This window comes from Aquirufa nivalisilvae, from assembly GCF_003143535.1.
Classification (GTDB): Bacteria; Bacteroidota; Bacteroidia; order Cytophagales; family Spirosomataceae; genus Aquirufa; species Aquirufa nivalisilvae.
Map to the genome: position 1 here is coordinate 2174830 of NZ_CP029346.1, position 15156 is coordinate 2189985.

The following is a 15156-nucleotide window of genomic DNA, read 5'->3' on the forward strand; positions in this document are numbered from 1 at the left end:
AAACTTGTCGTTACAGTTACGTTATTCGTATTAGCTGCAAAAGATGTTACTGTATTTCCATAAGCATCTTGTGCTGTTAAGGTATTGGTTCCTGTAAAGGCTGTGCCATTGATCTGTGGACTCGTTAAGCTCACCGCCAATTTGGTCATCGTCGATGGACTAACCGTTACGTTCAATGTTCCCCCTGTATTCGAGTTGATCGTTCCATCAGTCGCATTCACTGTTGCAGATTCTGCTTTGTACAAGACCATAGATCCTGTAGCCACACCAGCCGTAAAGGTCAAGCTAGTTGCTGTACCAAAGTTTGTAGCGGCTACTGTTGGGTTTGTCACCGGACTTGATGATGCAGTCGCTCCACTGAATGTGATACTTTTTGCTCCGGTATATGTAGTAGCCGTATTACCACTCGCATCTTGTGCGGTAACAGTTACGGTTTGACTACCACCTGCTGTTTGAGTACCAGTTCCTGTTACTACTAATTTAGTAGCAGCTCCTGGATTGACTGTGACACTAGAACTAGTAGCAGCTGTTCCTGACACTGGAGTAAAGGTAAATGTTCCTGCTCCCGATGTTCCTGTGAACTTAAAGCCTAAGCTTGTTAAGTTCGCTACTCCACTAACAAAATCTCCTGCTTGGTTCAATACGTTGTTAACTCCACTTCCTAAACCACTTACTGTTCCTGTTAAACTTGTCGTTACTGTTACATTATTTGTATTAGCTGCAAAAGTCGTTACTGTATTTCCGTAAGCATCTTGCGCTGTTAAGGTATTCGTTCCTGTGAAGGCTGTGCCATTTATCTGTGGACTTGTTAAATTTACCGCTAATTTATTGAAGGCGGCTGCACTAACAGCTACCGTCAAGCGATCTGCACCAGCTGCCGAAATACTACCGTCGGTCACTGCCACAACGGCTGATTCCGCGTTATACAACTTCATGGTGGTTGTTACCGAACCAAAACTAAAAGTTAAATCGGTACCCGAACCAAACCATACATCACTAGAAACAAAATTAGCAACCCTTGGAGGAGTAGATGGATTAATTCCAGAATTAGCTCCAGAAAAAGTTAACGTTTTAGTACCCGTATAACTGGTTACTGTATTGCCACTCGCATCTTTAGCCGTAATCGTAATAGAATTACTCGCTCCCGCTGTTTGAGTTCCTGTTCCTGTTACCACCAATCGAGTAGCTGCTCCTGGATTGACAGTAATGCTTGAACTAGTAGCTGCCGTTCCCGATACTGGAGTAAAGGTAAAGGTTCCTGCTCCTGATGTTCCTGTGAACTTCAAGCCTAAGCTCGTTAAGTTTGCTACTCCACTAACAAAATCACCCGCTTGGTTCAATACATTGTTAACTCCACTTCCTAAACCACTTACCGTTCCTGTTAAACTTGTCGTTACAGTTACGTTATTCGTATTAGCTGCAAAAGATGTTACTGTATTTCCATAAGCATCTTGTGCTGTTAAGGTATTGGTTCCTGTAAAGGCTGTGCCATTGATCTGTGGACTCGTTAAGCTCACCGCCAATTTGGTCATCGTCGATGGACTAACCGTTACGTTCAATGTTCCCCCTGTATTCGAGTTGATCGTTCCATCAGTCGCATTCACTGTTGCAGATTCTGCTTTGTACAAGACCATAGATCCTGTAGCCACACCAGCCGTAAAGGTCAAGCTAGTTGCTGTACCAAAGTTTGTAGCGGCTACTGTTGGGTTTGTCACCGGACTTGATGATGCAGTCGCTCCACTGAATGTGATACTTTTTGCTCCGGTATATGTAGTAGCCGTATTACCACTCGCATCTTGTGCGGTAACAGTTACAGTTTGACTACCACCTGCTGTTTGGGTGCCAGTTCCTGTAACGACTAATTTAGTAGCAGCTCCGGGGTTGACAGTGACACTAGAGCTAGTAGCCGCTGTTCCAGATGCTGGGGTAAAGGTAAATGTTCCTGCTCCCGAAGTTCCTGTGAACTTCAAGCCTAAGCTCGTTAAGTTCGCTACTCCACTAGTAAAATCAGATACATTATTCAATACATTCGTTCCTGATAATCCAGTGATCGCTCCTGTTAACGTACTTGTAACCGTTACGTTATTTGTAGCTGCACTAAATGTTGGAACTGTATTTCCGTATGCATCTTGTGCTGTTAAGGTATTGGTACCTGTAAAGGCTGTGCCATTAATCTGAGGACTCGTTAAGCTCACCGCCAATTTCGTCATCGTCGATGGACTAACCGTTACGTTCAAGGTTCCTCCTGTATTCGAGTTGATTGTTCCATCAGTCGCATTCACTGTAGCAGATTCAGCTTTGTACAAGATCATCGATCCTGTAGCCACACCTGCCGTAAAGGTCAAGCTAGTTGCTGTACCAAAGTTCGTGCCTGCTACTGTTGGGGTCGTTGCCGGACTAGGTGAAGCAGTCGCTCCACTGAATGTAATATTTTTTGCTCCTGTGTATGTCGTTGCCGTATTTCCGCTCGCATCTTGTGCGGTAACCGTTACAGTTTGACTGCCTCCTGCAGTTTGAGTTCCTGTTCCTGTCACTACTAATTTCGTAGCTGCACCTGAGTTGATGGTAACAGACGAACTAGTCGCTGCTGTTCCAGTAGCTGGAGTGAAAGTGAACGTTCCTGCTCCCGATGTTCCTGTAAACTTCAAGCCTAAACTTGTTAAGTTTGCTACTCCACTAACAAAATCACCAGCTTGGTTTAATACATTGTTAACTCCACTTCCTAAACCACTTACAGTTCCTGTTAAACTTGTCGTTACTGTTACATTATTTGTATTAGCTGCAAAAGATGTTACCGTATTTCCGTAAGCATCTTGGGCCGTCAAGGTATTCGTTCCTGTAAAGGCTGTGCCATTCGTTTGTGGACTTGTAAGGCTTACAGCCAATTTAGAGAAGGTAACTGGACTTACAGAAACTGTTTTTGTTCCTCCTCCACTTGTATTGATGGTTCCATCAGTGGCATCAATATTATTGTTACCTGATTTGTATAATTTAATAGTCACTAAACTAGAAACTCCAGATGTGAATGTCACATTAATTGCTGTACCAAAATCTGTAAAATTGGCAGACGGAACCGTTACAGGATTAGTTGAATTTGGAGCTCCTGAAAAAGTAATGCTCTTGGTACCAGAATAAGTTGTTGCTGTATTTCCACTAGCATCCTGTGCTGTTAAATTTAATCCATTCGATTCACCTGCATTAACAAAAGACACCATACTTATGGCAAATTTCGTAGCTGCACCAGGACTTACAGTTACACTTCCACTAGTTACTGCTGTTCCTGTCACTGGAGTGAAGGTAAAGGTTCCTGAACCAGAAGTTCCCGTAAATTTCAATCCTAAACTAGTTAGGTTGGCTACTCCACTCGTAAAGTCTCCAGCACTAGTTAATTTATTCGTTCCTGATAATCCTGAGATTGTTCCCGTTAAGGATGTTGAAACTGTAACATTATTAGTACTTGCATTAAATCCTGTTACTGTATTTCCATAAGCATCTTGTGCTGTCAAGGTATTAGTTCCTGTAAAGGCTGTGCCATTGATCTGAGGACTTGTTAAGCTCACCGCCAATTTAGAGAAGGAAGTTGGACTCACCGTTACGTTCAATGTTCCTCCTGTATTTGAGTTAATCGTTCCATCAGTCGCATTCACTGTAGCCGATTCTGCTTTGTACAAGACCATCGATCCTGTAGCCACACCAGCAGTAAAGGTTAGACTAGTTGCTGTACCAAAGTTCGTGCCTGCTACCGTTGGTGTTGTAGCCGGACTTGGTGAAGCTAAAGCTCCTGAGAATGTAATACTTTTTGCTCCTGTATATGTTGTTGCCGTATTGCCACTGGCATCTTGCGCTGTAACAGTTACAGTTTGACTACCACCTGCTGTTTGAGTTCCTGTTCCAGTTACTACTAATTTAGTAGCTGCTCCAGGATTGACAGTGACACTAGCACTAGTTATCGCTGTTCCTGATGCTGGAGTAAAGGTGAATGTTCCGGAACCATTAGTTCCCGTAAAAATCATGACACTGGTCAAATCTGCTATACCATTGACAAATCGACCAGCCGAATTGATAACATTTCCCCCGACGAAACCAGAAATAGTTCCAGTCAAACTTGAAGTAACAGTAATATTATTCGTTGCTGCATTAAAGTTGGTAACAGCATTACCATAAGCATCTTGCGCTGTTAAGATATTGGTTCCTGTAAAAGCAGTACCATTGGTTTGTGGACTCGTTAAGCTTACGGCCAATTTCGTGTAAGTAGATTCACCCACTGTAACTGCCAAACGATCTCCACCAGCAGAAGATATACTTCCATCTGTCGCTGCAATCTGTGCACTTTCTGACTTATAAACAATCAAATTTGCTGTAGCTACACCATTGGTAAAGGTTAAGCTCGTATTAGATCCAAAATTAATAGCTCCCACAGTTGGACTTGTAGAAGGATTTGTAGAACTATTGGCACCTGAAAATACTAATGTTTTACTTCCGGTATAAGTTAAATCGGTATTGCCACTAAGATCTTTGGCAGTTATCGTAATTAACTGAGTAGCACCTGCGGTCTGTGAATTATTACCTGTAACAACTAATCTTGTTGCAACACCAGCATTAATTAATACCACGTCACTACCTGTTATTCCACCCGTAGTAGACGTGAAGGTAAAGGTTCCTGTACCAGTAACACCAGTATACTTAATTCCAAGACTTGTTAAATTAGCAACTCCACTAACAAAATCACCTGCTTGGTTCAATACGTTATTAACACCACTTCCTAATCCACTAACCACACCACCCAATGAATTTGTAACAGTAACTGAGTTAGAACTTGCATCGTAGGTTGTTACCGTATTTCCATAAGCATCTTGAGCTGTTAAGGTATTAGTTCCTGTCCAACTAACACCATTGGTTTGAGATACAGCCAAATTTAATCCAAATTTACTTACAGACGCTGGACTAACTGTAACAGCTAATCGATCACCTCCTGTGGATGAAATCGTTCCATCTGTTGCAGAAATCGTAGCTGACTCTGCTTTGTACAAGACCATAGATCCTGATGCCACACCTGCTGTAAAGGTCAAGCTAGTTGCTGTACCAAAGTTCGTAGCGGCTACCGTTGGGTTTGTCACCGGACTTGATGATGCAGTCGCTCCACTGAATGTGATATTTTTTGCTCCCGTGTAACCCGTAGCCGTATTACCACTCGCATCTTGTGCAGTAACAGTTACAGTTTGACTACCACCTGCTGTTTGAGTTCCTGTTCCAGTTACTACTAATTTTGTCGCTGTTCCTGAATTAACAGTGACACTAGAGCTAGTAACAGCTGTTCCTGAAACTGGAGTAAAAGTGAACGTTCCTGCTCCTGATGTTCCTGTGAACTTCAAGCCTAAGCTTGTTAAATTCGCTACACCACTCGTAAAGTCGCCTGCACTAGTTAATTTATTTGTTCCAGATAATCCTGTGATTGCTCCTGTTAATGTAGTTGTTACTGTAATGTTGTTTCCTGCTGCACTAAATCCTGTAGCAGTATTACCATAAGCATCTTGAGCTGTTAAGGTATTGGTTCCTGTAAAGGCTGTGCCATTAATCTGAGGACTTGTTAAGCTCACCGCCAATTTCGTCATCGTAGATGGACTAACCGTTACGTTCAATGTTCCTCCTGTATTCGAGTTGATCGTTCCATCAGTCGCATTCACTGTAGCCGATTCTGCTTTGTACAAGACCATGGATCCTGTAGCCACACCTGCTGTAAAGGTCAAGCTAGTTGCTGTGCCAAAGTTCGTAGCGGCTACCGTTGGGTTTGTCACCGGACTTGATGATGCCGCCGCTCCACTGAATGTGATATTTTTAGCACCTGTGTATGTTGTTGCTGTGTTACCACTCGCATCTTGTGCTGTAACAGTTACTGTCTGTGACCCTCCTGCTGTTTGAGTTCCTGTTCCTGTAACTACTAATTTAGTAGCTGTTCCTGGACTTACCGTAATGCTTGAGCTGGTAGCCGCAGTTCCTGATACTGGAGTAAAAGTAAATGTTCCTGCACCTGTGGTTCCTGTAAATATTAAACCTAAACTAGTCAAGTTGGCTACCCCACTTGTAAAGTCGCCAGCACTAGTTAATTTATTCGTTCCAGATAATCCAGTAATAGCTCCTGTTAAAGAACTTGTTACCGTAACATTGTTTGCATTGGCTGCAAAAGAGGTCACAGTATTACCATAAGCATCTTGTGCTGTCAAGGTATTGGTTCCTGTAAAGGCTGTGCCATTGATCTGAGGACTTGTTAAGCTTACCGCCAATTTAGAGAAGGAAGTTGGACTTACAGTTACGTTCAATGTTCCTCCTGTATTCGAGTTGATTGTTCCATCAGTCGCATTCACTGTTGCCGATTCTGCTTTGTACAAGACCATCGATCCTGTAGCCACGCCAGCAGTAAAGGTCAAACTAGTTGCTGTACCAAAGTTCGTGGCTGCTACCGTTGGGGTCGTTGCTGGACTTGGCGAAGCAGTTGCTCCACTGAATGTGATATTTTTTGCTCCTGTATATGTAGTTGCCGTATTTCCACTCGCATCTTTCGCAGTGACTGTTACGGTTTGACTACCACCTGCTGTTTGGGTTCCTGTTCCTGTAACGACTAATTTAGTCGCTGCTCCTGAACTAACGGTAATACTTGAGCTAGTAACAGCTGTTCCAGATACTGGAGTAAAGGTAAATGTTCCTGCTCCTGAAGTTCCTGTGAACTTCAAGCCTAAGCTCGTTAAGTTTGCTACTCCACTTACAAAATCGCCAGCTTGGTTCAATACATTGTTAACTCCCGAACCTAATCCACTAATCGTTCCTGTTAACGTACTTGTTACTGTTACATTATTTGTATTAGCTGCAAAAGTAGTTACCGTATTTCCGTAAGCATCTTGTGCTGTTAAGGTATTCGTTCCTGTAAAGGCAGTGCCATTAATCTGTGGACTCGCTAAGCTCACCGCCAATTTCGTCATGGCAGATGCACTGACAGAAACCGACAAACGATCAGCCCCAGCAGCAGAAATGGTACCATCAGTCGCTGCAACTAAAGCAGATTCTGCTTTATACAACTTCATACTTGTAGTAACCGCACCAGATGTAAAACTCAAATTGGTAGCTGAACCAAAAGACATATCAGTGGCAAAGCTATCTGTTACTTTAGGCGTAGTAGATGGATTTGAAGAAGCATTAGCCCCAGAAAAAGTTAGAGATTTAGTGCCCGTATATGTAGTAGCCGTATTACCACTAACATCTTTAGCTGTAATCGTAATTGAATTACTGGCTGCTGCTGTTTGAGTAGCAGAACCCGTGATGACCAATTTTGTAGCTGCTCCTGGAGAAATCGTTCTACTTGAACTCGTAATCGCTGTTCCAGAAGCTGGTGTAAATGTAAAAGTTCCTGATCCAGAAGTACCTGTATATGTCATTCCCAAAGCAGTCAAATCAGCCACACCACTACTAAAGTCGCCCGCTTGATTCAATACGTTGTTAACTCCACTTCCTAAACCACTAATCGTTCCAGTTAAGGTACTTGTAACTGTAATATTATTGGTAGATGCATTAAATCCTGTAGCTGTATTACCATAAGCATCTTGCGCTGTTAAGGTATTCGTGCCCGTAAAGGCTGTGCCATTGATCTGAGGGGTAGCTAAACTAACAGCCAACTTCGTCATCGTCGATGGACTCACTGTAACGTTCAAGGTTCCTCCAGTATTCGAGTTGATCGTTCCATCAGTCGCATTCACTGTTGCAGATTCTGCTTTGTACAAGACCATCGATCCTGTAGCCACACCTGCTGTAAAGGTCAAGCTAGTTGCTGTGCCAAAGTTTGTGCCTGCTACCGTTGGTGTAGTAGCCGGACTTGGTGATGCAGTCGCTCCACTGAATGTAATATTTTTTGCTCCTGTGTATGTTGTTACTGTATTGCCACTCGCATCTTTCGCTGTAACCGTTACAGTTTGACTACCTCCTGCTGTTTGGGTGCCAGTTCCCGTTACTACCAATTTAGTCGCTGCTCCTGAATTAACAGTAACACTAAAGCTAGTAGCTGCTGTTCCTGATGCTGGGGTAAAGGTAAATGTTCCTGCTCCCGATGTTCCTGTGAACTTCAAGCCTAAGCTCGTTAAGTTCGCTACTCCACTAACAAAATCACCAGCTTGGTTCAATACGTTGTTAACTCCTGAACCTAAACCACTTACCGTTCCTGTTAAACTTGTTGTAACCGTTACGTTATTCGTGTTAGCTGCAAAAGTCGTTACCGTATTTCCATAAGCATCTTGGGCCGTCAAGGTATTCGTTCCTGTAAAGGCAGTGCCATTAATCTGTGGACTCGTTAAGCTCACTGCCAATTTCGTCATCGTCGATGGACTCACTGTTACGTTCAAGGTTCCTCCAGTATTCGAGTTGATCGTTCCATCAGTCGCATTCACTGTTGCCGATTCTGCTTTGTACAAGACCATCGATCCTGTAGCCACACCCGCCGTAAAGGTCAAGCTTGTCGCTGTACCAAAGTTCGTAGCTGCTACTGTTGGGTTTGTCACCGGACTTGATGATGCAGTCGCTCCACTAAATGTGATATTTTTTGCTCCTGTATATGTTGTTGCCGTATTGCCACTCGCATCTTGTGCTGTAATAGTTACGGTTTGACTACCACCTGCTGTTTGAGTACCAGTTCCTGTTACTACTAATTTAGTAGCAGCTCCTGGATTGACCGTTACACTTGAACTAGTAATAGCTGTTCCTGATACTGGAGTAAAGGTAAATGTTCCTGCACCTGTGGTTCCTGTAAATGTTAAACCTAAACTAGTCAAGTTGGCTACTCCACTTGTAAAGTCGCCTGCACTACTTAATTTATTTGTTCCTGATAATCCAGATATAGCACCAGTTAAGGTCGTTGTTACTGTAATGTTGTTTGCTGCAGCACTAAATCCTGTAGCTGTGTTACCATAAGCATCCAAAGCTGTTAAGGTATTCGTTCCTGTAAAGGCTGTTCCATTAATCTGTGGGCTCGTTAAGCTCACCGCCAATTTCGTCATCGTCGATGGACTCACCGTTACGTTCAATGTTCCTCCTGTATTCGAGTTGATTGTTCCATCAGTCGCATTCACCGTTGCAGATTCAGCTTTGTACAAGACCATCGATCCTGTAGCCACACCAGCCGTAAAGGTCAAGCTAGTCGCTGTACCAAAGTTCGTAGCTGCTACTGTTGGGTTTGTCACAGGACTTGATGATGCAGTCGCTCCACTGAATGTAATGTTTTTAGCTCCTGTGTAAGTGGTTACTGTATTGCCACTCGCATCTTGTGCTGTAACAGTTACTGTCTGACTACCTCCTGCAGTTTGGGTTCCAGTTCCTGTGACAGCTAATTTAGTCGCTGCTCCTGGATTGACAGTGACACTAGAGCTAGTAGCTGCTGTTCCTGATGCTGGCGTGAAAGTGAATGTTCCTGCTCCTGATGTTCCTGTGAACTTCAAGCCTAAGCTTGTTAAGTTCGCTACTCCACTAACAAAATCACCAGCTTGGTTCAATACATTGTTAACTCCACTTCCTAAACCACTTACCGTTCCTGTTAAACTTGTTGTTACCGTTACATTATTCGTATTGGCTGCAAAAGTTGTTACCGTATTTCCGTAAGCATCTTGTGCAGTTAAAGTATTCGTTCCTGTAAAGGCTGTGCCATTAATTTGTGGACTCGTTAAGCTAACTGCTAACTTCGTCATCGTCGATGCACTCACAGCTACCGTTAAGCGATCTGCACCAGCTGCTGAAATACTACCATCGGTCACTGCCACTACAGCTGATTCCACATTGTACAACTTCATGTTGGTCGTTACAGCTCCTGATGCAAATGTCAAAGCTGTTGCTGTTCCAAAAGCAATATCTGTAGCCGAACTGTTGGTTACCTTAGGCGTGGTTACTGGGGCTGTTGAACTCGTTGCTCCTGAGAATGTTAAATTCTTAGAGCCTGTATAAGTTGTTACTGTATTACCACTAGCATCTTTAGCCGTAATCGTAATGGAATTACTCGCTCCTGCTGTTTGGGTGCCTGTTCCTGTTACCACCAATCGAGTAGCTGCTCCTGGACTTACTGTAATGCTTGAACTAGTAGCTGCTGTTCCAGATACTGGAGTAAAGGTAAAGGTGCCTGCTCCTGAAGTTCCTGTGAACTTCAAGCCTAAGCTTGTTAAGTTCGCTACTCCACTAACAAAGTCTCCCGCTTGGTTCAATACATTATTAACTCCTGATCCTAAACCACTTACCGTTCCTGTTAAACTTGTTGTTACCGTTACGTTATTCGTGTTAGCTGCAAAAGTTGTTACCGTATTTCCGTAAGCATCTTGTGCTGTTAAGGTATTCGTGCCTGTAAAGGCTGTGCCATTAATCTGTGGACTCGTTAAGCTCACCGCCAATTTCGTCATCGTCGATGCACTCACAGCGACCGTTAAGCGATCTGCACCTGCTGCTGAAATACTTCCGTCGGTCACTGCCACTACAGCTGATTCCACGTTGTACAACTTCATGTTGGTCGTTACAGCTCCTGATGCAAATGTCAAGGCTGTTGCTGTTCCAAAAGCAATATCTGTAGCCGAACTATTGGTTACCTTAGGCGTAGTTACAGGTGAACTTGAACTCGTTGCTCCTGAGAATGTTAAATTCTTAGAGCCTGTATAAGTGGTTACAGTATTACCACTCGCATCTTTAGCCGTAATCGTAATGGAATTACTCGCTCCTGCTGTTTGGGTTCCTGTTCCAGTTACCACCAATCGAGTAGCTGCTCCTGGACTTACTGTAATGCTTGAACTAGTAGCTGCTGTTCCTGATGCTGGAGTAAAGGTAAATGTTCCTGCTCCAGATGTTCCTGTGAACTTCAAACCTAAGCTTGTTAAGTTTGCTACTCCACTAACAAAATCACCCGCTTGGTTTAATACATTATTAACTCCTGATCCTAAACCACTTACCGTTCCTGTTAAACTTGTTGTAACCGTTACATTATTCGTGTTAGCTGCAAAAGTCGTTACCGTATTTCCGTATGCATCTTGTGCCGTCAAGGTATTCGTTCCTGTAAAGGCTGTGCCATTAATCTGTGGACTCGTTAAGCTCACCGCCAATTTCGTCATCGTCGATGCACTCACAGCTACCGTTAAGCGATCTGCGCCTGCTGCTGAAATACTTCCGTCGGTCACTGCCACTACAGCTGATTCCACGTTGTACAACTTCATGTTGGTCGTTACAGCACCTGATGCAAATGTCAAAGCTGTTGCTGTTCCAAAAGCAATATCTGTAGCCGAACTGTTGGTTACCTTAGGCGTGGTTACAGGGGCTGTTGAACTCGTTGCTCCTGAGAATGTTAAATTCTTAGAGCCTGTATAAGTAGTTACTGTATTACCACTAGCATCTTTAGCCGTAATCGTAATGGAATTACTCGCTCCTGCTGTTTGGGTTCCTGTTCCTGTTACCACCAATCGAGTAACTGCTCCTGGATTGACAGTAATGCTTGAACTAGTAGCAGCCGTTCCAGATGCTGGAGTAAAGGTAAATGTTCCTGCTCCTGAAGTTCCTGTGAACTTCAAGCCTAAGCTTGTTAAGTTCGCTACTCCACTAACAAAGTCTCCCGCTTGGTTCAATACATTGTTAACTCCTGATCCTAAACCACTTACTGTTCCTGTTAAACTTGTTGTAACCGTTACGTTATTCGTGTTAGCTGCAAAAGTTGTTACCGTATTTCCATAAGCATCTTGTGCTGTCAAGGTATTCGTTCCTGTAAAAGCAGTACCATTAATCTGTGGACTCGTTAAGCTCACCGCCAACTTCGTCATCGTAGATGCACTCACCGTTACGTTCAAAGTTCCTCCAGTATTCGAGTTGATCGTTCCATCAGTCGCATTCACTGTTGCCGATTCTGCTTTGTACAAGATCATAGATCCTGTTGCCACACCTGCCGTAAAGGTCAAGCTAGTCGCTGTACCAAAGTTCGTAGCTGCTACTGTTGGATTTGTTACAGGACTCGATGATGCCGTCGCTCCACTGAATGTGATATTTTTTGCTCCTGTATATGTTGTTGCCGTATTACCACTCGCATCTTGTGCGGTAACCGTTACGGTTTGACTACCACCTGCTGTTTGGGTGCCAGTTCCAGTAACGACTAATTTAGTAGCAGCTCCGGGGTTGACAGTGACACTAGAGCTAGTAGCAGCCGTTCCAGATACTGGAGTAAAGGTAAAGGTTCCTGCTCCTGAAGTTCCTGTGAACTTCAAGCCTAAGCTTGTTAAGTTCGCTACTCCACTAACAAAATCTCCGGCTTGGTTCAATACATTGTTAACTCCTGATCCTAAACCACTTACTGTTCCTGTTAAACTTGTCGTTACCGTTACATTATTCGTATTAGCTGCAAAAGTTGTTACCGTATTTCCGTAAGCATCTTGCGCTGTTAAGGTATTCGTTCCTGTAAAGGCTGTGCCATTGATCTGTGGACTTGTTAAGCTCACAACCAATTTATCGAAGGCGGCTGCACTCACAGCTACTGTCAAGCGATCTGCGCCAGCTGCCGAAATACTACCGTCGGTCACTGCCACAACGGCTGATTCAGCCTTGTACAAGGACATTGGAACAGAAGATGCCACACCATTGGTGAAGGTAATCACTGTTCCTGTTCCAAAAATAATGGCAGTTGTATTCTTATCCGTTACAGTTGGATTCGTTGCTGGATTTATAGATGAATTCGCACCCGAAAAAGTTAAAGTTTTATCACCGGTATAGGATGTTGCCACATTTCCACTAACATCATATGCCGTCAAAGTAATATTTTGACTATTTCCTGCAGTTTGAGTACTAGAACCTGTAATAACTAATTTAGTTGCTGCTCCTGGATTCACCACGATAGATCCACTAGTGATAGCTGTACCTGAAGCTGGCGTAAAAGTAAATGTACCAGTTCCACTAGTACCCGTATAAGTCATCCCTTGAGCCGTTAAATCAGCCACTCCACTTGTAAAATCACCAGCTTGATTCAGCACGTTATTGGCACCTGAACCTAAACTACTTACTGTACCACCTAAGGTATTAGTTACTGTAATATTATTGGCGGAAGCATCGAAACTTGTAACGGTATTTCCGTAGGCATCCAAGGCTGTTAACGTATTCGTACCTGTAAAAGCTGTTGCATTCGTTTGAGGTGTCGCAATACTAGTAGACAACTTCGTCATGGTTGATGGACTAACCACAATAGATAATCTATCTGATCCTGTAGCTGATAGGGTACCATCAGTAACAGCAATCAAGGCCGTTTCGGCATTATATAATTTCAAGGTTGTAGTAGCTACCCCAGAGGTAAAATCATCTGTCGTAGTAGAACCAAAGTTTGTATCTACAGCCGAACTATTCTGAGCGGTAGGTGCTGTTGCTGGGCTAGGAGAGCTATTAGCTCCTGAATACGTTAAGTTTTTAGCACCCGTGTAGGTTGTTGCGGTGTTCCCGTAAGTATCTTGAGCGGTTATAGTAATGGTCTGGCTACCTCCTGCAGTTTGAGTACCCGTTCCTGTTATTTTAAATTTAGAAACCGTACCTGTTGTTACAGTTAAGTTGACTGTTTCAATCACATACCAACCTACTGCATTTTTCAATTCGCAATTAAAGACGGTTGTTCCATCATTCGTATCGGATACCGTAACAGCCGCTTTACCCGTATTACCACCCGATCCAGCAGTAGTACCAGGGTTGGTTCCTGTAATAATAGCTGTTCCGGAGGTTGAACTAAAGGTCGCTGTAATACCGTTAACGTTGGTATTAGCTGTGTTTTTAGATTGCGCCGTTAAGGTGGTAGTAACTCCTGCAACTCTACTTGTATTTGTTAAAAGCAAAGTCGATCCCACCCCAATAGCAGCAGAAAATCCATGAACAATGGTTCCTTCTGAATTATTGGCAAATGTATAGGCTGTACTCGCAGCTAAGGTGGTAGTGGAATTAGGAAGTTCCAATAAATAACCTGCTGTTCCTGAGCCACCAGTTAAAAAACCTAAAACAGAGTTAGCAGGTGTAGCGGCAGTCATGGAATAATTAACAACACCAGCGATGGATGTTACTCCATCAAAGAATGTTGCTGTAATGGACCCAGCTGTAGCACTCCAAGCATTAGCAACCGTTGTCGTCTGTAATCGCAAAGGTGTATTGGTAGATTTTGCAGCTCCCGTTGTCCAAGTAGTTCCTCCACCTGATGCAGTTGTAGCAGGCCAAGCCTCTAACAAATACACCCCAGCATCTTCTACAAAAATATCTTTACCGTCAACCTTAATTTTATTATGGTCATTACGTACCAAAACAGTTTCGACGTACCTTTCGGTTACGTCTAGTTTCAAAACTCGTGTAGCAAACAAATCCCCTTCATCACCAGGGGAGTCATCTAAACCATTTAAATAATCATCTATCGCGTGCCCGTATTCTTGAAATAACAAGGAAATCAACTGCGTATCCGTGGCATCAGGGTATAAAAAATTACCTTGACCTTCCGAATATTCTTTATTCATGTAAATACGTGGCCGACCATCAGGACCAATGGAACTATAACTAGCCATGGCGCCATGCATATTTTCCCACTTCACAAATTGAATGGGAACATACAATCCGTTACCTAATACTAAATTTTTTAATGACTCTGCCTTCTCAACAAAAGAGGCATCCATTTGCTTATGCTTACCTGGGAAAAACTTAAATAATTGATCTTGATAATCGGACTTCGTAAAAAATGACCTTAGATGAAAATCAACTCCATTTTTGGCCTTCAATATTCGTTTCCTCGCTAAAGTACAATCTAAACTATCTGTATGATTGACAAAAATATCTTGTGCAAATGGCATAACAGCGGCATTTGAATAAGAAACAGCTACAGGTGAAAAGCTACGCTGGGCACTCAAATTAAAATTTAATGTAAACAAAAATAGGCCCAAAAAGGCCACAAGGGCAGATTTACCCCTTAATGAATTTTTTCCGGAACAAAGTAGAAAAAGAATTTTTGTAATTCTTTGTTGCATAAATTTAATAATAGAACACAAACACACCAGATTAAGACTTTCCTATATTCTTATTCTGATATAATTCGGTATAGGCTTGATGAATAAAACACTAATACTAAACAGTAAATAACTCCAATAAAGTTACTTATAA

1 protein-coding gene (only partly in view) is annotated in these 15156 nt (G+C 42.9%); it reads right to left on the reverse strand.

Annotated features, from left to right (window positions below):
- Nucleotides 1–14927, reverse strand: partial view of a T9SS type B sorting domain-containing protein gene (locus HME7025_RS09385; RefSeq protein ID WP_226998202.1) — the start only. The gene continues 43447 nt to the left of window position 1, outside the view; the window shows 14927 of its 58374 coding nt (coding positions 1–14927); its start codon is at nt 14925–14927; the stop codon falls past the left edge of the window.
- Between the last annotated feature and the right edge of the window lie 229 nt (nt 14928–15156).